This window comes from Phytohabitans maris, assembly GCF_031085175.1.
Lineage (GTDB): Bacteria > Actinomycetota > Actinomycetes > Mycobacteriales > Micromonosporaceae > Phytohabitans > Phytohabitans maris.
The window spans coordinates 38,369-63,647 of sequence record NZ_JAVHUY010000035.1 but is presented as its reverse complement, the minus strand read 5'-3'; the positions used below and the strand labels follow the sequence as shown (position 1 = coordinate 63,647).

Sequence of the window (25,279 nt, the reverse complement as noted above, 5' to 3'; positions counted from 1 at the left end):
TACTGCGGTCTCTGACCCATCGCACAGCGGGTGGTGAGTCCAGTTCTTCGAGCCACAGGTACGGGTCGTCGACATCCTCGTCCAGCGCAGCCTCCTCCGGCCCGGTACACGATGATCGCGCGCTCAGGAACGGACCGGTGTGGTCAGTTGGGCGGCAGCGATGCCAGCAGTGACGCGGCTCTGGCCGTCAGGCCGTGGAACTCGCTGCGCTGGCAGATCGCGAGGGCGGTGGCGGCGTGGCCGCGGGCCCGTTCGGAGCGCCCGAGCCGGGTCAACACGCCGGCCAGGTGGATCAGCGCGCCGGCCCGCTGGAACGCCAGCCCGTACGTCTCGGCCAGTTCGACGGCCTCGGTGAGCGCTGCCTCCGCCTGCGCCAGTTCCTCGCCGGCGGCGTGCACGACCGCGGCGGACAGGCACAGCTGGACGCGCAGGCTCGGGTCGAGCGATGCGTCGCCCAGCCGCTCGGCGAGTTCCCGCGCGCGCCGCAGGTGCCGCCGGGCCGCGACGAGATCGCCGGTGGCGCAGTTGACCCGGGCCAGCTCGGTGTGGACCGTGATCTTGTCGCCGGTCCGCCACAGCTCGCCGTGCAGCACCAGCGCCCGGTCCAGGTAGGCGCGGGCCAGCGCGGCGTCCCCGATCTCCAGGCTCACCGTGCCGGCGTTGAGGCAGGCCAGTGCCTCGACGGCGGTGGACGACGTCTGCCGGGCCAGGGAGGCGGCCTCCTCGAAGGCATGTACCGCGTCCGCGTACTGGCCCAGGTGGTAGGCGCAGTTGCCAAGGTTGCCCAGGGCCACCGCCTGGGCGGCGGGCCAGCCGATCCGCCGGCAGATCTCCAGGTCACGGGTGTAGTAGTCGGCAGCCATGGTGAGCTGTCCGCGGCGCAGGTGCACGATGCCCAGATGGCCGAGGATCGCGGCCTGGCACTCGGGCCAGTCGTCCGCCTCGGCGAGGCGCAACGCCATGTCATACTCGGCGATCGCGGGAGCGTGCTGCGCGAGCCGGCGCATCGCGTCCCCGTTGCTGAGCCGGGACAGCGCCTCTCCGCGTGCGTCGCCGCAGATCGTCGCGGCGGTCACGGCAATCGACGCGGTCGCCGCGAGGTCGTGCCAGGCGCCGATCGAGAGCTGGTGGCCGCGCAGCGACCCCGCCAGGCGCCAGGCCGCGTCGGGCAGACCCTGTTCGTGGGCGAGCGCGACACAGGCCAGGAGGTTCGTGTACTCCGTGGTGAGCCATTCCCGCGCGTCGGCGGGCTCGGCGAGACGGTCGACCGCTGCCGGCGGCGCCGCCTTCGTCGCACCGCGCACCAGCCGCATGGCCTCCGGGTAGAGGGTCGCCGACGCCTCGTCGAGCAGCTCTCGGTATCGGGCCAGTACTCGTGCCGTCGCCGCGGCGCGCGAGGCCGCGGTCTCGACCGCGTCGGCCTGTTCGGCGGCGAAGGCGCGCGGCAGGTCGTGGAAACCGTAGCGGCCGGGCGCGCGCCGCTCCACCAGGTGGACGCCGAGGAGGCGGTCGAGGTCGGCCTGGACGGCCGCCTGGTCGCGACCGTCCGCCGCGCTGGCGACCACCACCCCGATCTCGGCGTACGGCAGCACCGACAGCAGCCGGAACAGTCGCTGGCAGGGTTGCGGCAGGGTGGCGTACGTGGTCCGGAGCACCGATCGGACGCCGGCCTCGGGGTCGTCGCGGTTGTCGAGCGCTGACAGCCGGTGCTCGCGCAGGAGCGCGTGCTGCCGGGCCAGCGTCCGATCCGGCGCGTCGCAGAGGTCGGCCGCAACGATCCGGATGGCCAGCGGAAGCCCGCCGCAGAGGTCCACCAGCGCCTGCGCCGCTGCGGCCTCGGCCGACGTCCGGCGTACCCCGATGACCTGCTCCAGGATCCGTACGCCGTCGGCCGGGTCGAGGGCGGGCAGGTCGATCCGGGTGACGCTGTGGCTCGCCACCAACCCCGGCAGCCGGTCCCGGCTGGTCACGACGACGAAGCACGACCCGGCGCCTGGGAGCAACGGCCGGACCTGTTCGGCGGAGCGGGCGTTGTCGAGCACGACGAGGTAGCGCCCCTTCGCGGTCAGGGACCGCAACAGTGCCGAGGCGTCGTCCGGGTCGGACGGCAGCCGCGGTGCGTCCACGCCGAGCCCGGTCAGCGTCCTGTGCAGCGCCTCGAGCGGGGTCAGCGGCCGCCGCCGGTCGTAGCCGCGCAGGTCGACGAAGAGCACGCCGTCGGGGAACTCGCCGCCCTCCTGGTGTCCCCAGCGGACCGCCAGCGCGGTCTTGCCCACGCCCGCTGTGCCGGTGACGAGCACGATCCGGTCGCCGGCCGGCCGGCGGAGCAGCGCGGAGAGTTCGGCGAGTTGGGTCTCCCGCCCGGCGAGCAGGCGGACGTCCATCGGGAGCTGATCGGGCCCGCGCGCCGGCGCCACAGCGTCGTCCACCGTCGCCACCGGGGCGTCGCGCAGGATCCGGCGTTCCATGTCGACGACCGCCTGGGACGGGTCCAGGCCGTGCTGCTCGCGCAAATGTCCACGCAGGTCGCGGGCGACCGCGAGGGCATCGGCACGCCGCCCGGCCCGGTGCAGGGCGAGCATCAGCAGCGCCGCGGGTCGCTCCCGCTGCGGATGGTCGCCGAGCAGTTCGCGGAGCACCGGGATCTGTTCGTCGTGCGCGCCCATGGTGATCCGTGCCTCGGCGAGCCGTTCGACGGCGTCCAGCCGTTGGTCGGCCATCCGGGCTCGGGTGGGCTCCACGAATGCCGCGACGATGTCGGCCAGTACCGGGCCGCGCCACAGCGCCAGACCGGCCTGCAGGTCGTCGGCCGCGGCCGGCCAGTCCGCGTGTCGTGCCGCGCCCGCCGCTGCCGCCACCCGGCGCCGGAATACGTGGTAGTCGACATCGTCAGGCTCGGTGATCAGCTCGTATCCACCGGTCCTGGTCACGATCGAGGCGGGGTGGCCGTTCGCCGCGAGCGCCTTGCGGATCGCGGCGATGTCGTTCTGCGTCTGGGTGCGCGCCGTGGACGGTGGCAGCGCGCCCCAGATCGCCTCGGCCAGCTCCCCGGCTGTGACCGTCCGGTTCGCGGCCAGGAGCAGGTAGGCGAGGACGGCCCGCCGTCGCGGGCGTTCGAGTCGCACCCAGCTGTCGATCGCGCGGATCTCGACCGTCCCCAGCAGCCGGAAGCGCATCGTTCCCCCAAAATCCATGATCACGTATGGATGGCGCACGGATGAGTGGTGGATGGCGCGGACCCACAGGCTCCGTATTAACACCCGGTGATCTGAGAGTCCATCGAGGAGTACGACATGAACCAAGCGGCATTCCGACGAATTGCCCGGGGCATCGCGGCCGCCACCGCCGCCACCGGGCTGGCGGTAGGCGCGGCGGCGGCTCCGGCGGCAGCCAGCCCCGACCGGGGCACCGCCTACGAGATCCAGCGCGGCGCGCTCCCGGACACCGACATCTGGTACGACATGTCTCTGGACACCGACATCTGGTACGACATGAGCCTTGTCGGCCGCATCTGGCAGGACATGAGCGTCGATATGTGGCAGGACCTCTGAGCTCCGCCTGATCCCGCCAAGCCTGCGGCCGCGTCCGGGCCGGCTGGCCGCTGGCGCCGACCAATCGACCGCCTCGGCCGTCTCCTCCCCCGGGTAACTCCTGGAGGCGGCCGAGGCCATGACCCTTGTCGCTCTGCCACCCCGGCTCGGGCCAGACGGTCGCCCGCCTCGTCGAAGTAGAGGTCTCATGGCACGTTCATCGTCGCGGATGTCGCGTCGAGCCGCCGCGCTCGTCGCTGTCCTCAGCCAGTTCGTCGCCCTGTCGTACGTCGTCGATCGTGGGTCGGCGGCGGTCGCCGCGCCGCCCGACGCCGTGGGTAGCGGGCGGCTGGTGGCCATCGCACCGCGGCTGGTCGCCGACGCCGTCGCGATCCCGGCGAACGGGACGGTGACTGTCGACGTCGACGAGGACGGGGTGGTGCCGGCCGGGGCTGCGGGCGTGGCGGTCACGGTCAGCGCCCGATCCGACGCAGGTGGGACGCTGGCCGTGTACCCGAGCGCGACGACCGCGCCGCCGGCCGTCGCGTTTGGACTCGATCCGGGGCGGTGGGCCCGCGGCGCGGGCATCGTCGGCCTCGATGACCAGGGCCGCGTCAACCTGACCAACCGGACGGCCACGGTCGCGACGGTCTCGGTCGAGGCCAGCGGGTACGTCACCTCGGCCCCGGACCCCGGGGCGTCGACGTTGACCCCGATCGGCCCGGTCCCGGTCGCGGCCGGCCTGGTCGTGCCCGCCGGCGCCGCCGCCGCGGTCACACCGGCCGCGTCGGCCCTGCCGACCAGCGGGGTACGTGCGCTGGCGCTGACCGTCTCGGCGACCGGATCCGCCGCCGGTCAGGTGACCGTCCATCCCACCGGGTCGCCAGCGAGGATGCCGCAGCTCGAACTGGCGGAGGGCCAGCCCGTCACCAGCCACGCCCTGGTGCCGCCGGGGCCGGACGGGTCCGTCACCGTCACCAACAGCAGCGCCGCCCCGGTCACCGTCGACCTGCACGCGAGCGGCTTCTACGCCGCCGCCCAGCCAGCGGCGCCGGGGCTGGCGGTCGTCCCGATCACACCGGCCCGGGTCAGGGACGTCCTCTCCGTGAACGCGTTCGGAACCGTCGACGTCGCGGTGGCCGGCGCCGGTGGCGTGCCCGCGGACGCCGCCGGGATCTGCCTGACGGTGCACCCGGAGCCAACGACGACCACGGCCGCGAGCCGGCTCACGGTCTACGCCACCGGTGCCAGCCGGCCCGCCGGGATCAGCGCCACCTCACTGCGGGGGCTGCGGGCCAGTACATCCGGATACGTCAAGCTCGGCACCAACGGCGGCATCAGAATCTACAACCCCAGCTCGAACGCGCGACGGCTGGCCATCGACGCGACCTGCTACCTGCGCGATCCGCGGCCTCTGCCGCCCCCGGCCGACGTCACGGCCACCGGCGGCGACGGGTTCGCCGCGATCTCCTGGACCCCGCCCGCCAGCGACGTGCCCCTGTCGCAGTACACCGTCACCGCCAGCCCCGGCGACAAGGTCGTCACCGCGCCCGGCAACGCCGCCGGCGCGATCGTCGACGGCCTGACCAACGGAACCGCGTACACCTTCACCGTCGTCGCGCACAGCGGCACGCGGCAGTCGCCGCCGTCCGCCCCGTCCAGCCCCACGACACCCGGGCCACCGCCCACGCTCGGCGCGCCGTTCGTCACGTACCTCCTTCCCCGGGACGCGGCCGTGCGGGTGACCTGGGCGGCGCCGCCCGACGGCGCGGACAGCGTCACCTCGTACCGGATCCGCGCCACCCCCGGCGGCCGTGAGGTCACGGTCCCCGGGACGGTCACCGAGACCGTGGTCACCGGGCTCAGCAACGGTACGGCGTACCGGTTCACGGTCACCGCCGGCAACGCCAACGGCGCGGGTGCGGCCTCGTTCCCCTCCGAGTACGCCACCCCGCGTCCGGCCGACGCGCCGCTGCCGCCGGCCGGCCTGCTGACCGTCGCGCTCGACCGCCGCATCGACGTCCAGTGGGTCGCGCCGGCCGACGGCGGAGCCCCGATCAGCGGGTACACCGTCAGCGCCGAACCCGGCGGTCACCGGGTCGCCGTAGCCGCCGACACCACCGTCGCCAAGATCGAGGGACTGACCAACGGCACTGCGTACACCGTCCGGGTCACCGCCGCGAACAGCGCCGGAACCGGGGAGGCCGCGGAGGCCACAGCGGTCCGCCCCAGCGCGGCGCGCGCCCCGGACGCCCCCGTCGATCTGCGCGCCACCGCTGTCGCGGCGGGAACCGTCGAGCTGGCCTGGGCGCCGCCGGTCGACGTCGGCACCGGCGCCATCACCTCGTACCGGGTGACGGCCAGCCCCGGCGGTACCACGGTCACGGCGACCGGCACCACGGCGCGGATCACCGGGCTGGACCCGGAGACCGGCTACCTGTTCACCGTCGCCGCCACCAATCCGGCCGGTACCGGCCCGGCGGCGACGACCACCCGGCCGATCCGGCCCGCACTCCAGATCAGGACGGCACCCCGGATCCTCTCGGCCGCCGAGCTCGCGGCCTTCGCGGCGGTGGAGGGCGACACCACTCTGGTCTTCGCCAACCCGCCCGCGTCGCTGACGGCGCTCCGCAACGGCACCATCCTCGCCGTCGCGCCGCACGAGCACAGCCCCCGCGGCCTGCTCCGCACGGTGACCAGCGTCTCCCGGGACGGGAGCCTGCTGCGGATCGCGACCCGGCAGACGCCGCTGACCGATGTCTTCGACGAAGCCGACCTGACCACGACGATCGACCTCGGCGACGCGGACATCGCCGGCCTCGTCGCCACGTCGCCGGCGGTCCGCCGCAGGCAGCCCACCATCAAAGGCAAGACGCTGGACCAAGGGGCGAAGGCGGCCGGCGCCGGCGTGGACATCGGCATCCGCGACGGAAACTTCATCGTCGAGATCGGCATGTCGGACAACTACCAGGCGGAGGACCCGCTCGGCAACGCCGACAGGTCGCCCCCGGTCGGCGGCCGGATCGAGGCCCAGCTCGACCTGGATCCCGAGGTCAAGAACTCGATCTCCATCTCGTTGCGCGACGGCGTCAAGACCGACCACCTCAACCTGGTCATCATGAAGACCGAGCTGCGCGGCAAGTTCGGATTCATGATGGCCAGACAGCTCGAGAAGGCCGGCCTCAAGCTCAAGGTGCCCTGCCAGACGATTCCGGTCGGCCCGGTGCCCGTGGTCATCTGCCCGGAGCTCGACCTCAGCCCGCGGCTCGACGTCGACGGCTCCATCGGGATCACCGGTGCCGTCGGCTTCGGCCGGATCCTCGGCAGCCAGATGTCGACCCACAACGGCACAGTGACCAACGCGGCCGGCATCAACGACCCCAACGGGCCGGCGCGGCACAACCTGGATATCTACGGCGACGCCAACCTCACCTTCTCCCTCGCCACCGAGTTCACCATCTACTTCTACAGCACCGCCGGGCCCGGCCTCGTCGTGCGCCCGTACCTCCAACTGAAGGTCGACACGACGCAGAACCCCTGGTGGGAGCTGCGGCTGGGGATCACGTTGGGCGTGTTCCTGCAGAGCCGGGAGTTCTTCGGCAGGAAGTTCGAGTTCCGGCGGGACGACCTGGTCAACTTCTTCCTCACCCTGGCCCAGGCCGACGGGCCGTTCCACGGGCTGATGATCGACCCGGAGCAGCCGACACTCCAGCCGGACCAACCGCAGCGGTTCACCGCGCACGCCACCGGATGGCCCGGCGGTGAGCCGGTCACCTGGCGCGTCGTCTCCGGCCCGGGCACCATCACGCCGGACGGCACCTTCGTGTCACCGATCTCCGGCACCGCCGTCATCGAGGCGGTCAGCGACACCGGCCCCTTCGGCGAGATGCGCGGCCGTACGCCGATCATCATCACCGGCACCACCGTGCCCAGCACGCCGCGCGAACCCACCGCCACCGCGGCGCCCTTCGCCGCGGACGTCTCCTGGCAGCCACCGCAGACCGACGGCCGGTCGCCCATCGTCTACTACGCGGTCGTCACCCTGCCCGACGGACCCACCACCTACGTGCCAGGCAACCAGACCAGCACCCGGATCGGCGGACTCACCCCGTTCACGCCGTACCAGTTCACCGTCCACGCGATCAACGTGATCGGCATCAGCGCCGCGTCGCCGGCGACCCCTCCCGTCACACCGAACGGCGCGCTGCGACCCGACGGCGATGTCTTCAACGTCGCGGTCGATGCCGGCGGCAGCCCCGACAACACCCGCACGGCCGGCGGGCTGGGCGTCGCGGTCTCCGGAGACGGCCGATACGTGGTCTTCGGCGCCAGCGTCTGCAGCAACCTCGCACCACCCGAGGTGCACAGCGGCTGCGCCAGCGGTGGGAACGTCCTGCTCCGCAAGGACCTCGTCACCGGCGAGATCAAGCTCGCCAGCCGCAGGCTCGACGGGCACACCCCAGCGACGGTTACCGGAGTGGATGCCTTCGACGTGAACTACGACGGCAACAAGGTGGTGTTCGTGCGCGAGCCGGACACCCTCACCGAGCCAGCGGAACTGCTCGTCCACGACCTGGACACCGCCACCACCACCTCCCTCGGGGCACGGGCCGAACTCGCCCCGCACACGCACGCTGTGCCCGTCAGGATGATCCGCAACGGCCTAGCCGCCATCTACGTGCTCGGCTATGGCTTCGGTGAACAGATGTACCTGACCACCGGTCCCGGCGAACCGCAGCGCCTGCCGTGCCCCTCCACCGAGAGCGCGATGTACTTCTGCAGCTACTTTGACGTCGACGAAGCTGGGGCGACCGTGGTGCTCTCCTCCACGGACACCGTGGCGTACAAACTGGACATCGCGAGCGGCGCGCTGACCATCCTCAACCCAGAAACCGACGATATCGTGCGAGAGCGCACCTCGCTGCACGACCTCGTGATATCCCGCGACGGCACCACGATGGCCGCGGACTGGAGATACGACCCGGCGTTCGGCTCGCCCGACCACCCCGACGGCCTGGCCCGCACGCCCGTCGGCGCCAACGTCATCCACCCATCCGACGTCGTCCTCCTCGCCAAGGGTGGCCGGCGGACCCGCCCGATCCAGATCAGCGCGGACGCACGCACGATCCTGTACGTCGACGAACAGATCTACAGCTCCGATCCGACCGACCACCTCCGCGTCCTCGACGCCGACCAGGGCCAGTCGTACGACGTCGCCGCCGGGCTCACCCCCGACGGCGCGGAGCTCACCGCCGCGGAGATGGCCGACAACGCCACCCTCATCGTCATGCCATACAGCCACGAGCAGCAAGGCGCCGTCCTCGCCCAACGCCTGACCTGACGACAAACGCCGACGGCTCACAGCAGCCATCTCGACCTTTGCGGAGCGGATCGTGCCGGCCTGGCTCAGCGACCACCAGCAAGACGGGGGGTCGCGTTCTGAGGGACTGTGTGTAGCGGTCTTCAGGTGGTTCGGTCGTGTTCGACGTGGAGGATGACGAGGGCTGCGGCGACGATGGCGCTGATCTTCCAGGGGCAGACGCTGTCGGCGACACCGACATCAGCCAGCGGCGCGCGCTGCGCCGGCACCGGCGGGCCGTCCAGCTCGTGCCGCAGAACCCGCTCTCCTCGCTGAACCGAAGCCGCCAGCCAGGTCGACAGCTGCGCGTTCCGGCCGCGCTGCCCGCACACGGCCGACGTCTGTGGCAGCGTCCCGCTGCTACGACCGGCCGGAACCAGCCAGGCAGCCTGCCACCGCCTCGACGAGATTGGCGCGCCGACTCCTGAACACCGGAGCATGTAAATGCTTGTGAGATCCGCTCGTTCGGGTTCATTGTGAGTGGCACATGACCTACACGTCGGAGAGTGCGTTCGTGGCGGCGGATCCAGCCCCAGGCGTACGGGCTGTCGACCACGGGAGTGAAGAAGTCGACTGTGGAGTGATGCCGGTCGCCCGGTCCAGTCGCGGCCGGCTCGCGGCGGTGCGGATCAAAGGGTGCCAGACCGGGCGCGTCTAACGTCTTCGCCAAGATGACGGTTAAGCAGGTGGAGGCACCGGGGACGTCGTCGGAGTGGACACGTTGACCCCGAGCGGCATGTCGGCGGCGCGGACCGGCCCTGGATGTCCCGTTTCCCCACTTCACCCCGCGCGAACGCGACATTCTCGACCACCTCGCCGCCGGCCTGATCAACGCCCAGATCGGCCAGCGCTTACACCTGTCCGGCAAACCCGTCGCCAACATCACCACCATCCTCGCCAAACGCCACCTCATCCAGCGCAGCCAAGCCATCATCCAAGCCCGCGACGCCGGACTCGGCGGCACCGCCGACCCCTGAGGGCCGCGTCGACTCGGAGTCCTCAGCGGACAGTCCGACCTCACGGGCGACGCCAGCCAGAGTGCACGGCCAAACCTCGGTGTCCGAAGACAAGCCTCCGGTGCCCCCACCGCCGGTGAGCTGGTCGCTCTTACAGTCCCTTGCCGCGGCTATCCGGAGCCACGTCGATCGACTCGTCGTGGGACTCCTGGTCCTGCGTGCTCGATAGGGGAGCGCCGCCCGCGTGCCGAGTGCTCCTCGCCCTGACCTGACTGTGTGTGACGAGTGGGGCGGCGATCCGTCGCCGCGTGTCCGAGTGCGGGCCACAAGGGTTCGCGTAGCTCGCCCCGGCAAGGTCGATCAAAAACTTGGGCTATTGGACTGACATTATGACCATAGCCTGTGTAAAATGCCTGATCAACGGTCGCCGGTGTCGGCCTTGCTGCGCCGCAAATGGACCAATGGTTATATCTAGATGCATGAGGAGTCGCATGCCGGACGTGGATGGTTCCGTCGATGTGGAGATGCCGCCGGGTACCGAGGTCATCTTCACCATCGGGGTGGCGTTCGAGGCCTGGGACGGCCTGCCGATGACCAAGATGGCCATGACACCCGAGTTTCCGGAGGAGGCCAGGCGGCTGGGAAAGACCGACTGGACCTCGGTGTCGTGGTACGAGTACGGCGCCACCACCGGCCTGCCCCGCCTCGCCCGGGTCTTCGACGAGCTGGACGTGAAGGTCTCGCTCTCCACCAGCGCTCGCGCGGTCGAGCTCTACCCCGACCTGGCCAACCAATTGGTCGCGGCCGGACACGAGCTGGTCGGTCACGGGTACTCCCAGGCACAGCGGATGTTCATGCTCGACGAGAAGGAAGACCTGGCCGAGGTCCAGCGCTGCACCGAGATCCTGGAGCGGATGACCGGCGTACGGCCGGTCGGCTGGTCCAGCCAGGGCGGACAGCGCGGTGACCACACCGTTGCCAGCCTCCTGCGCGAGGGGTACCGCTACTGCAAGGACTTCCGCCACGCGGACGAGCCGGTCGTGGTCGGGCGGGACGGCGACCGCAAGCTCATCGCGATGCCGCGCATGGACGAGGTGAACGACGCGGTGCTCTTTCGCCGCTTCGGCGCGCCTCCCAGCGTCTACGTGGAGATCTTCAAGCGCGGCTTCGACCAGGTGCGGCGCGAGGTGAGCGACCAGCCCCGGATCGTCTCGGCCACGCTCCACCCCACCTACTACGGCCGGCCCTTCGGCATCTCGGCGCTGGTCGAGTGTGTGGAGTACGCCCGCAGCCACCCCAACGTCTGGATCTGCCGGCGCCGCGACGCCGCCGAGTACTTCCAGCGCGTCCTCGACTAGCCAGCCCCTCACCCCGGAGGTGTCCAGAATGCTTCACGACTGCGCGGTGTGCCGGCAGCGGACCGACAGCGGGTCGGCCGCAACGGAGCGCTTCATCGACGACCAGATCACCTGGCCGGCGCCCTACCGGACGGCCGTCAACATCGTCTTCAACTACCAGGGCAACGAGGCCGCCAACACCCGGGTCGGGTCGAACGGGCGGGTGGACTACGAGACGTACACCGAGCAGGAGTACGGGCGCACCAAGGGCATCGCCCGGGTGCTGCGGGTGCTGCGCGAGCGGGACGTAAAGGCGACGTTCACGATCTGCGGGGCGATCGCCGAGCACTACCCGGACACCGTCCTGGCCATCGCCGCGGATGGGCACGAGATCGCCGGCCACGGCTACCACCACGAGATCGCCACCAACCTGCCGAAGGAGCAGGAGCGGGAGATCTTCCAGACCACGCTCGGGCTGCTGCGACAGCTGACCGGGGCGCCGGTGACCGGCTGGCGCTCCTGCCACCAGAGCCCGCACACGCCGGAGCTGGTACTGGAGGAAGGGCTGAAGTACAACAGCAACTCGTTCATCACCGACCTGCCGTACCTGCTGACCATGGGCGACCGGACCGGCGTCGAGGTGGTCCGGCAGCCGTACGGCGACATGCGCACGTACGGGCGCAGCGGCTTCGGCGGCGACCCGGACGTGGCGTTCGCGATCTGGCGCAGCACCTTCGACTCGCTGCACGCGGAGTCGGTGGACGCGCCGGTGTACGTGCCTTACTCGCTGCACCCGTTCATCAGCGGTCGGCCCGGCCGCAGCGACGCGCTGGCCAAGCTGATCGACCACATCCAGGGTCGCGACGGCGTGTGGTTGTCCACCAGCGACGAGGTGGCCACCGCGGTACTGGCGTCCGCCAGCCACCCGGCGGGCGAGCCGGCGACGCCGCGGGAAACCGTCGATGCCTGAGCTGGTGGCGCCGGCGCCGCTGACCCGGGAGAAGTCCACGGTGGGCGTCGTGGGCTGGGGCAAGATGGGCCGGGAGATCGGCGGCTGGCTGCTGCGCGACCGCTGGAGCGTGGTGGCCACCGACGTCAGCGCCGGCGCGCGGGCGGCCGCGGCCGAGGCGGGGGCCCGGTCCGTCGCCGGTGCCGCCGAGGTCGCCGCCGCCAGTGACCTGGTCCTCGTCGTGGTGGTCGACGACGCGCAGGTGCGCGACGTGCTCGGCGGGCCGGACGGCGTGCTCGGCGCCGCCCGCCCGGGCACGGTCGTCGCGGTGAGCGCGTCGATCCGCCCGGACACCTGCCGGGAGATGGCGGGCCGGGCCGCCGCCCAGCGGGTACACCTGATGGACGCCGCCCTGGTCGGCGGCGAGCACGGGGCCCGTACCGGCGGCTTGACGCTGATGTGCGGCGGCGCGGAAGCGGTGCTGGACGCCTGCCGTCCGGCGCTGGCCGCGTTCGCCACGCATGTGTGCCTGGTCGGCCCGGTCGGTGCCGGGCAGGTCGCCAAGATGGTCAACAACCTGCTGCTCTTCGCCGCCCTCCGAGCCGACTACGAGGCGCTGCGGCTGGCCCGCGCGTTGGGCGTGGAGCCGAACAAGCTGCGGCCGTTCATCGGCGCCGGCAGCGGTGCCAACCGGGCGCTGACCGACTGGGCGTACCACCATCCCAACCACCCGCGGCGAGGGGTGGAGCGGTCGATTGCGGTCGCCGAGGAGGCGGGCGTGCCGATGCCGCTGTTCCAGGCGCTCGCGCCGCTGCTGGACGGGTTCGACGCGACCGTCCTGGACGAGGTGCGGTGAGCATGGCGTACCCGAGCTTCCGGTTGGACGGCAAGGTCGCACTGATCGCCGGCGTGGGCGAGAACATGGGACTGGCGATCGCGCGGGCGTGGCGGGCCGGCGGGGTACACCTGGCGCTGACCGACCTGCGCCCGGAGCCGCTGGCCGCCGCGGCGGGGGAGGTGGTCGCGGCGGGCCCTGGCACCGGCACCGTCGTGGACGACGCCGCGGCGGCCAGCTGGGCGCCGGGGGATCCGCCACCGGGGGTGGTGGCGCTCACCGGCGACGTGCGCGAGCCGGCCGACTGCGCCCGCTGGGTCGACACGGTCACCCGGATCCACGGCGGGCTGGACATCCTGGTCTGCAGCGTCGGGCGCAGCTCGTTCGGGCATGCGCTGCGGATGCCGGCGGAGCTGTTCCGGCAGGAGTTGGAGAGCACGGTCACCGGCAGCTTCAATGTGGCGCAGGCGGCCGGGCGGGCGATGGTCGCCAGCGGGCGGGGCGGCCGGATCATCCTGTTCAGCTCGGGCGCCGCGCGGAAGGCCCGCAAGGGCGGCGCCTCCCACTCCGCCGCCAAGGCGGCGGTCAACATGCTCACCAAGGTGCTCGCCCTGGAGCTGGGGGAGCACGACATCACGGTGAACGCGGTCGCGCCCGGCCTCGTGCCGCGGTCGGGGCACGTCTCCACCGACGACTACCGCGCGGCGGTGCGGCGCAGCCTGCCGCTGGGCCGGCTCGGCAGGCCCGAGGACGTCGTCGCGGCCGCCACCTTCCTCGCGGCTCCGGAGTCCGGCTGGGTGACCGGGGAGATCCTGCACGTCGACGGCGGCTCCGGCACCGGCGACGCGGGGGCGCCAGCGCATACGGCGGCGCCCCGCAGCGTGTTCTAGCGAAAGGTACGGGAAGCAGTGTCCGAACCCTCCGACATCAACATCCAGGCGAACGGCATCCGACAGCACGGCATCGAGTGGCGGGGCCGCGACGGCGCCCACCTGGTCCTGCTGCTGCACGGCTGCGGCTCGAACTGCTGGAACTGGTACCCGCTGGGAAAGCGGCTCGCCGAGCGCTTCGGCGACCGGGTGCACGTCGTCGCCCTGGATCACCGCGGCTGTGGGGACAGCGAGCGGCCGTCCACCGGGTACACGCCGGACGTCTGTGCCCAGGACGTCCTCGCGGTGCGGGAACAGCTGACCGATCGCCCGGCGACGCTGATCGGGCACTCTCGGGGCGGCTGGATGGGTGCGTACATCGCCGGCCGTTTCCCCGACGAGGTCGCCGGTCTGGTGCTGGTCGACCCGGCGCGGATGGTGTGGCCTTCGCTGGAGGCGGCGGACGCGTTCTACGAGCGGGTGGGTCGCGGGCTGGGGCCGTTCGATACCTTCGACGACGCGATCGCGAACGCCAAGCGGGCGCACCCGCTCGCCGTCTGGTCCGAGGACCGGCTGCGCGGGCTCCGCTTCGGGCTGCGCGAGGAGGGCGGCAAGCTGGTCGGCAAGTTGCCCCGCGAGGTGCTGGCCCAGCTCCGGGCGGCCCGCGTCGACTCCGACGAGGTCGGCCCTTACCTGGCGAACGTGACCGCGCCGACCCTCCTACTGGTCGCCTCCACGAGCGACGAGCGGCGGCAGGGCGAGAAGCTCGCGTACGGCAGCGGGATCCCCGGCACAGAGGTGCGGTTCTTCCACACGAGTCACTACATGCACGTGGACGCACCGGACGACATCGCCGCCACGGTCGGCGACTTCCTGGCCCGGCGGGTGGACGCGTTGGCGGTGGCAGGCGCCTGACCTGCCAACACGGCACCGCCCGTCCGGTGGAGGTCGGGCAACGATCCGATTACATCCGGCCGCGGGCCATCCCGGCATCTTGCGGCGAAACACAAGGACTTTAAGGTTAGTCCAATGGTCCATTGATCATCCGGGCCATCGGCTGGAGGCGGAGAACAGAGATGACTTCTTTCTTACCCCGAGCGCGCACGGTGCCCCGAGCCGTCGCCGTGGTACTGGCCACGGTCCTGGTGGCCACGGCGTGCAGCTCGTCAGAGAGCGGCGACAGCAGCGGCGGCGACAGCGCCCGGCCCGCGCCGGGAGACGCGCCCCACGGGAGCATCGTGGTCCGCCAGTACGCGGGCATGCGCAGCTCCGACCCGTTCAGCGACAGCAACACGTCGAGCTGGCAGTTCTACCGGCAGGTCTTCGAAGGGCTGGTGACGGTCGACAGCCGGCTGGAACCCAAGCCACTGATCGCCGAGTCGTGGACCGTCAACGACAACGCCACCGAGTTCACCTTCAAGATCCGCGAAGGGCTGTACTTCCACAACGACCAGCCGATCACCGCCGAGGACGTGAAGTACTCGCTGGACTACTTCAACGCCAACGCTGAGTTCGACAACGAGCTCGGCGAGGTGAAGAGCGTCGACCTGGTGGACCCCCTGACCGTCTCCATCAAGCTGAACGAGCCTAAGGCGTCCCTTGTGGACGACCTGGCCGCCCCGATCAGTGCGGTGATCGTACCCAAGGGCTCGGCGGACAACGGCGCCCAGGCGACCCGCCCGATCGGCAGCGGGCCGTACAAGGTCGAGTCGTTCGAGCCCGAGGTGCGGGCGGTGATCGTGCCGTTCGACAAGTACAAGCCGGTGGACGCCGAGCCGGACGGTCTCTCCGGGCGCCGGCAGGCGATGCTGGAGCGGATCGAGTTCCAGGTCGTGCCGGAGGACGGTGCGGCGGCCGCGGGCCTGGAGACCGGGCAGTTCGACGTGGACATCCGGGTGGCACCCTCCGAAGTGGAGCGGCTGGACGCCCTGCCGGACGTGAGCGTGCTCAAGGCGGACGGGTCGAGCTGGGTGGTGCTCTCGCTCAACCTCGCCTCCGGCCCGCCGATCGACAACCTCAAGGTGCGGCAGGCGATCACCTACGCGCTGGACCGGCAGAAGTTCCTGGACACCACGAACTTCGGCTACGGCCGGGTCACCGGCGGGTACGTGCCGCCGGAGGTGAACTGGTACGTGCCTGGCGCGCACGACTACTGGCCGTACAACTACGACCCGGCGAAGGCCAAGCAGACGCTCGCCGAGGCCGGCTACCACAACGAGCCGATCGAGCTGATCGCCGGCGGCCCGCCGTACCAGGGCTCCAACGCCGTCGTTGCCGAGCAGCAGCTCTCCGCGGTCGGCCTCAACGTCAAGGTGAACAAGCTGGAGCATGCCACGTTCCTGTCCCGGGGCGCCGGCGGCAAGTACCAGATGAACTCGGCCGGCGGCACGTTCATGACCACGCCCGACGTGTTCTACGTGCGTTACTACTGCAACGCCAGCAAGCGGTACGGCTACTGCGACCCGGAGTACGACAAGATCTACGACGAGGCGACCGCCACGGTCGACCGGGAGAAGCGCAAGGCGCTCTTCGCCCAGCTCGAGAAGAAGCTCAAGGACGACGCGGTGATCCTGCCGCTCTACCTGAGCTCGACGCTCTACGGCGTCAACGACCGGGTCAACGGGCTGCAGGCGGACACCTTCGACTCCGTGCGGATGTGGAACGTCTGGGTCGCGGACTAGACGCCTTCGTGACGGACTGGGCGCGGACGAGAAGAAGGAGGTGACCGGTGTTCAGGTACATCGTCAAGCGGCTGCTGCACACGATACCGACCCTCTTTCTTCTCGCCGTCGGCCTGTTCATCCTGGTCCGGGTGGTGCCTGGTGACCCGGTGCTGGCCATGGTGGGGGAGAACGCCACCCCGGAGCAGATCGAAGGGCTGCGCGAGCAGCTGCACCTCAACGATCCGATCTACACGCAGTTCCTGACCTGGCTCGGTGACCTGGCGCGCGGCGACTTCGGCAACTCGGTCCAGCTGCGCCGCCCGGTCACCGACCTGATCATGCCGCGGGTGCCGGTCACGCTGACCCTGGCGCTGCTCGCCACGCTCCTGACCGTCGTGCTGGCGATTCCCGCCGGCGTGGTGGCGGCCGCGCACAAGGGGAAGGCGGCGGACCGCGTGGCGCTCTCCGCCAGCCTGGTCGGCGTCTCGGTGCCCAGCTTCTTCGTCGGCATGATGCTGATGCTGGTCTTCGCGGTAAACCTGCGCTGGTTCCCCACGTCCGGGTACCGGCCGCTCAGCGAGGGGCTGTGGACCTCGCTCCAGGGCTTCGTGCTTCCCGCCATCACCCTCGGCGCGCTGTACGCGGCGATCGTCACCCGGATGAGCCGCACTTCCATGCTGGAGGTGCTGTCGCAGGACTACGTGGTCACCGCGCAGGCGTCCGGCTTCGGGCGGCGCCGCATCCTGTACCGGCACGCGCTGAAGAACGCGCTGATCCCCATCGTCACCGTGGTCGGGCTCAACCTGGGCAGCCTCCTCGGTGGCAGTCTCGTCACCGAGCGGGTGTTCAACCTGCCCGGCCTCGGCACGCTGCTGCTGTCCAGCATCGAGCGGCGGGACTACCCAGTCATCCAGGCGATCGTCCTGCTGGTGACGCTCACCTACGTGGTGATCAACCTGATCGTCGACATCGTGTACGCGATGCTGGACCCGCGGGTGCGCTATGCGGACAAGTGAGCTGACCGACCCCACGTCGACCGCCGAAGGGCTACCCGAGGAGGAAGCGCCGCCGCGCCGCCGTGCCGCGGTGCTGCGCGAGCTGGGCTGGATGCCGCTGGCCGGTTTCGCGGTGGTGGCGTTCGTCATCGTGGTGGCGGCGCTGGCGCCGTGGATCATGCCACACGACCCTCTCGTCTCCACCTCCACACAGCGGTTCGCCGGGCCGTCGGCGGCACACTGGTTCGGCACCGACGGCTACAGCCGCGACGTGTTCAGCCGAATGCTCCTCGGCTCCCGGGTGTCGATCTTCGTGGGCTTCGTGGTCACCGCGACGGTGCTGCTGGTCGGCGGGGTGCTGGGGCTGGTCGCCGGATACGCCGGCGGCCTGGTCGACTCGATCGTCGGCCGGATCGTGGACGTGCTGCTGGCGGTGCCTGGCATCCTGCTGGCCATCGCGATCGTGGCCTTCCTCGGGCCGGGTATCCAGAACGTCTGCATCGCCATCTCGATCCACCAGCTCCCGGCGATGGTCCGGGTGGTCCGCGGCGCCACGCTCTCGGTGCGCAAGCGACCCTTCGTCAGGGCCGGACGGGCGGTCGGCATGGGGCACACCCGGTTGCTGCTTCGGCACATCGGCCCGTTCGTGCTCGGCGTGGCGATGGTCCAGGCGACGCTCGGCTTCGCCGACGCGGTGCTGTACGAGGCGGCCCTGAGCTACCTCGGCATCGGCGTCCAGCTGCCGGAACCGACCTGGGGCAACATGATCAGCGAAGCGCAGTCCTTTCTGACCCGGCAGCCGTTGAACGCGATCTTCCCCGGCCTCGGGCTGACGCTGCTCCTGCTCGGCGTGAACTTCCTCGGCGACGGCCTGCGCGACGTCTTCGACCCCGAGGGGCGGTACCGCAGTTGAACACTCCCCCCGCACCCCTGGTGGACCTCGGCAACCTGCGGGTCACCTTCCGCCTCTCCGACCGCACCGTCCCGGCCGTACGGGGCGTCAGCCTCACGGTCGGCGAGGGTGAGGCGGTCGGGATCCTGGGCGAGTCCGGCTCCGGCAAGAGCGTGACCGGCCGTACGCTGCTCGGACTGCTGCGCACACCACCGGCCCGCATCGAGGTCGACCACCTGCGGTTTCGCGGCGAGGATCTCAGCGCGGCGGTGACCAGACCGGGCTTCAGCGGGCAGGCGACGAAGAGGTTCGCCATGGTCTTCCAGAACCCGTTCACCGCGCTCAATCCGGTGTTCCGGATCGGCACGACGCTCTGCGAGGTGCTGGTCAAGCGCCGCGGGATGAGCCGCGCGGACGCCCGGCGGGCGGCGGTCGACCTGCTCGACGCGGTCCACATCAGCGACGCCGGCAACCGGCTGCGCAGCTATCCGCACGAGTTCTCCGGCGGCATGCAGCAGCGCATCATGATCGCGCTGGCGCTCGCGCTGGAGCCGGAGGTGCTCATCGCGGACGAGCCGACCACCGCCCTCGACGTGACCGTGCAGGCGCGCATCCTCGATCTGCTCCGGGAGATCCAGCGGGAGCGGCGGATGGGCATGATCTTCATCAGCCACGACCTCGACGTGGTCTCCGAGGTGGTCTCCCGCGTGTACGTGATGTACGCCGGCCGGATCGTGGAGACCGGACCGGTGGACGAGCTGTCGCGGCGGCCGCGGCATCCGTACACGCAGGGGCTGTGGGCCTCGGCGCCGCGGCTGGACCGGTACAAGACAAGGCTGCCGGCCATCCCGGGCAACCCGCCGGCGCCGGGGCACGCGCCGCCGGGATGCGCTTTCCACCCGCGGTGCCGGCTCGCCACCGACATCTGCGCCCAGGAACGCCCGGAGCCCCGCCCCGTGGCCGACGGCGCGCTGGTCGCCTGCCATCACCTGGACCGGGCGGCGCAGGAACGGGAGACGGTATGACCATCGAGAACGCGCCCGTGCCCGCGCCGTTGGCGGCCGCGGCGAACGGGCGGGTACCCCTGCTGGAGGTCCGTGACCTGCACAAGCACTACCGGGTGCACGCCAGCCGGTGGGGCGGCCGGGCGGAGACGCTGCGCGCGGTCGACGGCGTCTCGCTCACGCTGTACCGGGGCGAGACGCTCGGCCTCGTCGGTGAGTCCGGCTGCGGCAAGAGCAGCCTCGCCAACGCGCTGCTCATGCTCGACCCGCCGACCTCGGGCCAGGTGGTCTTCGCCGGCCAGGACCTGACCCGGATGAACGCCCGCGAGATGCGCCGCACCCGCCGCCGGCTTCAGGTCGTCTTCCAGGACCCGTACTCCTCGCTGAACAACCGCATGACGGTCGGTCAGATCGTCGGCGAGCCACTCGTCGTGCACCGCATCGGCGCGACCGCGACCGAGCGCCGGGACCGGGTGGCGCAGGTGCTCGACAGCGTGGGGCTCAGTGCGCGGGACGCCCGCCGGTACCCGCACGAGTTCTCCGGCGGCCAGCGCCAGCGCATCGGCATCGCCCGGGCGCTGGTGACCCGGCCGGAGGTGGTGGTCTGCGACGAGCCGGTATCCGCCCTGGACGTCTCGGTGCAGGCCCAGGTCCTCAACCTTCTGCAGGACCTACAGGAGGAGTACGAGCTGTCGTACCTGTTCATCAGCCACGACCTGTCCCTGGTGGCCCAGTTGGTGGACCGCGTCGCGGTGATGTACCGCGGCACGATCGTCGAGCAGGGCGACGTACGCGCGGTCTTCACCGAGCCGGCGCACGAGTACACCCGGAAGCTGCTGGCCGCCGTGCCAGGCCGCCGCTCGCGCGACCGCCCCTGAGGGAGGCCACGCGCCGACCGGCCTCACTCCGACGGGTGGCTGACCCGGTCGGCGGTCCGCTGCAGGTGCTCCCGCATGATCGCCGTCGCCCGGTCGGCGTCACGGTCGGCGATCGCGTCGATGAACGCGGAGTGCTCCTCGGTGCCCCGGTGACCCATCAACGGGGCGACGACCTGCGCCTCCAGCAGCGACATCAGCAGGGGGCCGTGGAAGGACTGCACCAGCATCTCGATCGCCGGATTGTGCGTGCAGGCGGCCACGCCGGTGTGGAAGTCGGCCGACATCGCCATCGTGTACTCGCCCGCCTCCAGGGCAAGCTGCTGCTTGCGGACCATCTCGCGCAGTGCGGCGATGTCGTCGTCGGTGGCTCGGTCGACGACGAGCGGCACGATGCCGAGCTCGAACACCTGCCGCGCCTCGGTCACCTGCAGCGCGGTGAGTGGGGAGAGGTTGAGCAGGTCGGCAAGGCCCTCGCCGACCTGTTGCGAGGTGGGCGTCGTGACGAAGGCGCCACCGTGCGCGCCGACCCGGATCTCGATGAGGCCACCCGCCTCCAGGACGCGCAGCGCCTCGCGCACGGTCACCCGGCTGACGCCGAAGCGCTCGCAGAGCTCGCGCTCGCTGGGCAGCCGGTCGCCGGGCTTGAGCCGGCCCTGCCGCAGAAGCTCCTTCACCTGGTCGACGATGGCCTGGGAGACCCGGTTGAGCGACACGGCCTTGAACATGCCGACATCGTCACCGGTGCCGACCGGCTTCGCCTTCGTGGATGCCATGGCGATGAATCCTCGCAGTGGTGACGGGGGTCCGCAAAACTCCAGCGATCGACACCGGGGACCAAAGGAATGATGTCATACCACTGTACCGCTCGCGGCGGCGCCTTCCACGGCGAAGACGAGTGACTTGATCGTTACCGGTACGGTGCGGGACGGCAGGCGTACGCGTCCGATGTCGACATAGTCGAAGTCGTGCAGGGCCAGCCCGTCCAGGACCAGCAGGTCCGCCCGCACGCCGCACTCGCCGGCCAGGATCGCGCCGAGTGACATCGCCACGTCGCCGTCGAGCATCAGCAGGAGCGGCCGCCCGGCCGCGGTGCGTTTCGCGAGTCCGGTGACCAGGCCGTCGGCGAGGGCACGCAGGCGGCGGTGGGAGGGCGGCCCCTGCCAGCCGATCGCGATCGCGGCGTCCGACTCGTCGGCCACGTCGAACGCGACCAGCCGCTCGCGGAGCGCGGCCGCCACCCGAGCCGGGTCGACGTCGGTAGGGAGCGGGACCGGCACCCGTACCACCTGAAGGCTGCGGCGGGGCAGCAGGGTGCCGGGGTGGGAGATGTGGCAGGTGTTCCCGGAAAGCTGGACCGTGTGCTCGGAGGCGCCGAGGGCGGTGGCCCGGATGCACTCGCCGGCGGGGAGGACGGCCAGGTCGGGGCGGCGGGCCGCGAGCCGCTCCCGCACGGCGGGTCCCAGCCGAGCGCCGAGGTCGCCGAAGTCGCGACGCTCGCGCCCGTAGACGTACTCGGCGACGCCGCCGGAGAACATCACCGCGTCGACGCCGTCGAGCGCCGGGAACGGGTCGGTGAGCCACCACGGGCGTGCCCGCGGCCCCGGCGGCCACTCGACGAGCGCGGAAACCAGCAGGTCGGCCATGTCCTGGGCGACGCGGTCGAGCGCCTCCGGAGCGACCGGGTCGCCGACCCGCCAGTCGTACCCGCAGCGGCTGGCGTGGCGACGGCCCGCCGGTTCGAGCCGGGCGATCGTGCCGCGGCCGTCCACCGCGACGAGCCGACCGCCCACATGGAACGCGGCGGTGCGGGCGACCTGCCCCTGCGCCACGAGCGTGAGCTTGGTGGTGCCGCCGCCGATGTCGATGTTGAGCAGGCGCTTGCCGGTGCCGTGCGAGCGGCGTACCGCACCGGAGCCGTAAGCGGCGAGCATCGCCTCCATGTGGTGGCCGGCCGAGGCGCAGACGAAGTCGCCGCGGTCGGCCGCGAGCGCCGCCGAGACGCCGGCCGCGTTCTCGCGCCGCAGCGCCTCGCCGGTGAGGATGACGACACCGGTGTCGAGGCCGTCCGGGCGCAGACCGGCGGCGCGGTACGCCCGGTCGACCAACTCGGCCAGCGCCACGTGGTCCAGCCGGTGCTCGGCGGCGTACGGCGTCAGGTGCACCGGCGAACGGTAGACCGCTTCCCGGCCCACCGTGACGTACCGGCTGGTCAGCCGCTCGCCCAACCGTCGCATGTGGATGCGGGAGAAGACGACCTGGGTGCCGGCCGAGCCGATGTCGATGCCGACGCTGGTCAGCGTGACGTTGTCCTGCGCGTAGAGCGGGCTTGCCTCCGGCGGGCCGTAGGTCGCGGGGTCGTCGTGGTCGTGGTCCGCGTCGGGCCCGTGCTCATGCGACGCGTACGCGCCGAGCGCGTGCTCGTGGAGGCTGTGGCCCCGGTCCATGCATCCCACCTCGGCAAACGATTGGACTAACATTAAGACCTTAGCTAGGCTACGATCACCGGTCAACGGGATCGCGAGGAGGCGACGATGACGGATACCGCCCTGGTGTCGGACGAGATGGCGAGGAAGTTCGCCACCGAGAAAGACTCTCCCTACACCCGATGGGTGGCGGGTGAAGGGCTGGACATCCTGCCCGCCATCTATGTGCGCAACCTGCGGACGGTGGAGCTGAAGCCGTGGGCACGGCGCGGCGGCAGCGCGGTGTTCCTGAACCACGACGCCTCTCGCACCTCCAACGACAGCTACGTGATGGAGATCCCACCCGCCGGTGAGCTGGCCCCGCGGCGCCAGCTCTTCGAGGAGATGATCCTCGTCCTGAGCGGTAACGGCGCCACGGAGGTCTGGAACGACAAGGGGCAACGCGTGTCGTTCGAGTGGCGTGCGGGTGCGCTCTTCGCCATCCCGTTGAACACCTGGCACCGGCACTACAACACCGCGGGTGACGCGCCGGCACGGTACGTCGCGGTGACGAACGCCCCGCCGGTCATCAACCTCTACGAGGACCCGCAGTTCGTCTTCGACACGCCGCACGACTTCGCCGGGCGGTTCGACGGCGAGCCGGACTACTTCGCCGACGGCGGCGAGCAGGACGGCCTGCTGCTGCGCACCAACTTCGTCGCGGACGCGGTGAACCTGCCGCTGATCTCCGCCGCCGAGCGTGGGGCGGGTGGCGGGCACATCCGGTTCGCCCTGGCGAACGGCTCGATGAACAGCCACATCTCGCAGTTTCCGGTCGGTACGTACAAGAAGGCGCACGCGCACGGTCCCGGCGCCTACGTGATCATCCTGTCCGGCGAGGGGTACAGCCTGATGTGGGCCGAGGGGGAGGAGCCGCGCCGCTACGACTGGGAGGTCGGCACGCTGATCGTGCCGCCGAACATGTGGTACCACCAGCACTTCAACACCGGCTCCACACCGGCCCGATACCTGGCGCTCAAGCACGAGGGCGTGGCCATCCGCAACGGGCAGGGCGTGCCGAAGGCGTGGATCAGCCGGCGGGTCGGCGGCCACCAGATCGACTACGCGGACGAGTCGCCGGTCGTACGCGCGATGTTCGACGACGCGCTGCGCCGCAACGGGGCCGAGCCCCGGATGGACGAGGCGTACGCGGCCGAGCTCGCCACCCTCCCGCCCACGTCCTGACCGTTCCGCGATTGCTCTGATGTTCAAATGGTATTATGTTTTGCGCTCAAGCGTGGAGGTGCTGTGTGCTGACCAGTGAACTCAACGAGCTGCTGACGCGGACCGGCCCGGACACCGCGATGGGCCAGTTGTTCCGGCGGTACTGGCTTCCCGCGCTGCTCGCCGAAGAGCTGCCGGAACCCGACAGCCCACCGGTCCGGGTCAAGCTCCTCTCCGAGCGCCTGATCGCCTTCCGCGACAGCCATGGCCGGTACGGCCTCATGGACGAGTTCTGCGCCCACCGCGGCGCGTCGCTCTGGTTCGGGCGGGTCGCCGAGGGCGGTCTGCGCTGCGCGTACCACGGCTGGAAGTACGACGTCACCGGGCAGTGCGTCGAGGTCCCGTCCGAGCCGGACAACAGCTCGTTCTGCAGCAACGTCAAGCTTCGCTCCTACCCGCTCGTCCGGGTCGGCGACATCCTCTGGGCGTATCTGGGCGAGCCGGAGAACCAGCCGCCGCTGCCGGAGTTCGAGTTCGTGCACGTGCCGGCGGAGCAGACGTTCACCTCCAAGCGCTGGCAGGAGAGCAACTGGCTGCAGGCCCTGGAGGGCGGCATCGACTCCAGTCACGTCTCGTGGCTGCACTCCGGGCAGCTCAAGACCGACCCGCTCTTCAAGGGCGCGAAGGGCAACCAGTACAACCTGAGCGACTTCAAGCCGTTCTTCGAGGTGGCCGAGTCGCCGGGTGGGCTCTTCGTCGGCGCCCGGCGCAACGCCGAGGACGGGCACTACTACTGGCGGATCACGCCCTGGGTGATGCCGAGCTTTACGGTCGTCCCGCCACGCGGAGACCACCCGGTGCACGGTCACTTCTGGGTGCCGATCGACGACGAGAACTGCTGGGTCTACACGTTCGACTACCACCCGGTGCGGGCGCTGACGGCGCAGGAGCGGCAGGCCATGATGGACGGCTTCGGCGTGCACAGCGAAAACATCCCCGGCACGTACCGGCCGGTGCAGAACAAGGACAACGACTACCTGATGGACCGGGCCACCCAGCGCAGCGGCGAAAACTTCTCCGGCGTGCGCGGCATCGCGATCCAGGACGCCTCGCTGCAGGAGAGCATGGGGCCGATCGTCGACCGGAGCAAGGAGCGGCTCGTCCCCGCCGACAGCGGCATCATCAAGGCCCGGCAGAAGCTGCGCCGCGCGGCGGTCGCCCTGCGCGACCACGGCACGCCGCCGCCGGGCACCGAGCCGGAGCACCAGCGGGTACGGTCGGCGGCCGTCGTCCTGCCCCGGCACGAGTCGTTCATCGAGTCCTGCCGCGACGCCGTCAGCGTGCGCCCGGGCGTGCGCCAGTCCTCCGTCTAGCGGGCCACGTGAT

At 71.1% G+C, this 25,279-nt stretch carries 19 protein-coding genes; 15 read left to right on the top strand and 4 right to left on the bottom strand.

Annotated features, from left to right (window positions below):
• Positions 1-143 precede the first annotated feature (143 nt).
• Positions 144-3,176 carry an AfsR/SARP family transcriptional regulator gene (locus RB614_RS30750; RefSeq protein WP_308716187.1) on the bottom strand — a complete coding sequence of 1,011 codons (3,033 nt, stop codon included), beginning with the start codon at positions 3,174-3,176 and terminating at the stop codon, positions 144-146.
• 117 nt (positions 3,177-3,293) lie between these two features.
• Here RB614_RS30750 and RB614_RS30745 point away from each other — a divergent pair, with 117 nt between their 5' ends.
• Positions 3,294-3,551, top strand: a complete 258-nt coding sequence (locus RB614_RS30745) for a hypothetical protein (protein WP_308716186.1) — start codon at positions 3,294-3,296, stop codon at positions 3,549-3,551.
• A gap of 187 nt (positions 3,552-3,738) precedes the next feature.
• Entirely contained in the window at positions 3,739-8,871 is a 5,133-nt protein-coding gene (locus tag RB614_RS30740; protein ID WP_308716185.1) for a fibronectin type III domain-containing protein, read from the top strand.
• A 122-nt stretch (positions 8,872-8,993) separates the two neighbouring features.
• Here the strand turns inward: RB614_RS30740 and RB614_RS30735 are convergent, their stop codons facing one another.
• Positions 8,994-9,221 (bottom strand): hypothetical protein, encoded by a 228-nt coding sequence (locus RB614_RS30735; protein WP_308716184.1) that lies wholly within the window; start codon positions 9,219-9,221, stop codon positions 8,994-8,996.
• A gap of 426 nt (positions 9,222-9,647) precedes the next feature.
• Here RB614_RS30735 and RB614_RS44390 point away from each other — a divergent pair, with 426 nt between their 5' ends.
• The 11 genes from RB614_RS44390 to RB614_RS30685 all read left to right on the top strand — a co-directional run bounded on the left by RB614_RS44390 (position 9,648) and on the right by RB614_RS30685 (position 20,267).
• Entirely contained in the window at positions 9,648-9,866 is a 219-nt protein-coding gene (locus RB614_RS44390) for a response regulator transcription factor (protein WP_428983145.1), read from the top strand.
• Between the two features lie 470 nt (positions 9,867-10,336).
• Positions 10,337-11,203 (top strand): polysaccharide deacetylase family protein, encoded by an 867-nt coding sequence (locus RB614_RS30730; protein ID WP_308716183.1) that lies wholly within the window; start codon positions 10,337-10,339, stop codon positions 11,201-11,203.
• A gap of 28 nt (positions 11,204-11,231) precedes the next feature.
• Positions 11,232-12,152 (top strand): polysaccharide deacetylase family protein, encoded by a 921-nt coding sequence (locus tag RB614_RS30725; RefSeq protein WP_308716182.1) that lies wholly within the window; start codon positions 11,232-11,234, stop codon positions 12,150-12,152.
• The gene (locus RB614_RS30720; protein ID WP_308716181.1) at positions 12,145-12,987 is read left to right on the top strand and encodes an NAD(P)-dependent oxidoreductase; all 843 of its coding nucleotides are present in this window, start codon (positions 12,145-12,147) and stop codon (positions 12,985-12,987) included. Before RB614_RS30725 ends, RB614_RS30720 begins: the two co-directional genes overlap by 8 nt.
• A gap of 2 nt (positions 12,988-12,989) precedes the next feature.
• Positions 12,990-13,856, top strand: a complete 867-nt coding sequence (locus tag RB614_RS30715; protein ID WP_308716180.1) for an SDR family NAD(P)-dependent oxidoreductase — start codon at positions 12,990-12,992, stop codon at positions 13,854-13,856.
• A gap of 18 nt (positions 13,857-13,874) precedes the next feature.
• The gene (locus RB614_RS30710) at positions 13,875-14,750 is read left to right on the top strand and encodes an alpha/beta fold hydrolase (protein ID WP_308716179.1); all 876 of its coding nucleotides are present in this window, start codon (positions 13,875-13,877) and stop codon (positions 14,748-14,750) included.
• Between the two features lie 161 nt (positions 14,751-14,911).
• A complete protein-coding gene (locus tag RB614_RS30705) occupies positions 14,912-16,516 on the top strand; it encodes an ABC transporter substrate-binding protein (RefSeq protein WP_308716178.1) in 1,605 nt (534 codons plus the stop codon).
• Between the two features lie 47 nt (positions 16,517-16,563).
• Positions 16,564-17,514 carry an ABC transporter permease gene (locus tag RB614_RS30700; protein WP_308716177.1) on the top strand — a complete coding sequence of 317 codons (951 nt, stop codon included), beginning with the start codon at positions 16,564-16,566 and terminating at the stop codon, positions 17,512-17,514.
• Complete coding sequence (locus tag RB614_RS30695) at positions 17,501-18,406, top strand: ABC transporter permease (protein ID WP_308716176.1); 906 nt, start codon at positions 17,501-17,503, stop codon at positions 18,404-18,406. Before RB614_RS30700 ends, RB614_RS30695 begins: the two co-directional genes overlap by 14 nt.
• Positions 18,403-19,410 (top strand): ABC transporter ATP-binding protein, encoded by a 1,008-nt coding sequence (locus tag RB614_RS30690; RefSeq protein ID WP_308716175.1) that lies wholly within the window; start codon positions 18,403-18,405, stop codon positions 19,408-19,410. Before RB614_RS30695 ends, RB614_RS30690 begins: the two co-directional genes overlap by 4 nt.
• On the top strand, positions 19,407-20,267 hold the full coding sequence (locus tag RB614_RS30685; protein WP_308716174.1) for an ABC transporter ATP-binding protein: 861 nt from the start codon (positions 19,407-19,409) through the stop codon (positions 20,265-20,267). The genes RB614_RS30690 and RB614_RS30685 overlap by 4 nt, the downstream gene beginning before the upstream one ends.
• 23 nt (positions 20,268-20,290) lie before the next feature.
• On the opposite strand, the gene RB614_RS30680 is transcribed toward RB614_RS30685, so the two are convergent.
• Complete coding sequence (locus RB614_RS30680; RefSeq protein WP_308716173.1) at positions 20,291-21,040, bottom strand: FadR/GntR family transcriptional regulator; 750 nt, start codon at positions 21,038-21,040, stop codon at positions 20,291-20,293.
• Positions 21,041-21,115: 75 nt separating this feature from the next.
• A complete protein-coding gene (locus tag RB614_RS30675) occupies positions 21,116-22,711 on the bottom strand; it encodes an ethanolamine ammonia-lyase reactivating factor EutA (RefSeq protein ID WP_308716172.1) in 1,596 nt (531 codons plus the stop codon).
• Positions 22,712-22,798: 87 nt separating this feature from the next.
• Between RB614_RS30675 and RB614_RS30670 the strand changes: the two genes are divergently transcribed.
• Together RB614_RS30670 and RB614_RS30665 are read left to right on the top strand one after the other, a co-directional pair.
• Complete coding sequence (locus RB614_RS30670) at positions 22,799-23,914, top strand: cupin domain-containing protein (RefSeq protein WP_308716171.1); 1,116 nt, start codon at positions 22,799-22,801, stop codon at positions 23,912-23,914.
• A gap of 65 nt (positions 23,915-23,979) precedes the next feature.
• Complete coding sequence (locus RB614_RS30665; RefSeq protein WP_308716170.1) at positions 23,980-25,266, top strand: aromatic ring-hydroxylating dioxygenase subunit alpha; 1,287 nt, start codon at positions 23,980-23,982, stop codon at positions 25,264-25,266.
• Positions 25,267-25,279 lie beyond the last annotated feature (13 nt).

Coding starts and splice junctions, on each gene's coding strand:
- RB614_RS30715 (WP_308716180.1), top strand. CDS start 12,990: ATGGCGTACCCGAGCTTCCGGTTGGACGGCAAGGTCGCACTGATCGCC.
- RB614_RS30670 (WP_308716171.1), top strand. CDS start 22,799: ATGACGGATACCGCCCTGGTGTCGGACGAGATGGCGAGGAAGTTCGCC.
- RB614_RS30685 (WP_308716174.1), top strand. CDS start 19,407: ATGACCATCGAGAACGCGCCCGTGCCCGCGCCGTTGGCGGCCGCGGCG.
- RB614_RS30740 (WP_308716185.1), top strand. CDS start 3,739: ATGGCACGTTCATCGTCGCGGATGTCGCGTCGAGCCGCCGCGCTCGTC.
- RB614_RS30675 (WP_308716172.1), bottom strand. CDS start 22,711: ATGGACCGGGGCCACAGCCTCCACGAGCACGCGCTCGGCGCGTACGCG.
- RB614_RS30725 (WP_308716182.1), top strand. CDS start 11,232: ATGCTTCACGACTGCGCGGTGTGCCGGCAGCGGACCGACAGCGGGTCG.
- RB614_RS30695 (WP_308716176.1), top strand. CDS start 17,501: ATGCGGACAAGTGAGCTGACCGACCCCACGTCGACCGCCGAAGGGCTA.
- RB614_RS30745 (WP_308716186.1), top strand. CDS start 3,294: ATGAACCAAGCGGCATTCCGACGAATTGCCCGGGGCATCGCGGCCGCC.
- RB614_RS30750 (WP_308716187.1), bottom strand. CDS start 3,176: ATGCGCTTCCGGCTGCTGGGGACGGTCGAGATCCGCGCGATCGACAGC.
- RB614_RS30705 (WP_308716178.1), top strand. CDS start 14,912: ATGACTTCTTTCTTACCCCGAGCGCGCACGGTGCCCCGAGCCGTCGCC.
- RB614_RS30730 (WP_308716183.1), top strand. CDS start 10,337: ATGCCGGACGTGGATGGTTCCGTCGATGTGGAGATGCCGCCGGGTACC.
- RB614_RS30680 (WP_308716173.1), bottom strand. CDS start 21,040: ATGGCATCCACGAAGGCGAAGCCGGTCGGCACCGGTGACGATGTCGGC.
- RB614_RS30720 (WP_308716181.1), top strand. CDS start 12,145: ATGCCTGAGCTGGTGGCGCCGGCGCCGCTGACCCGGGAGAAGTCCACG.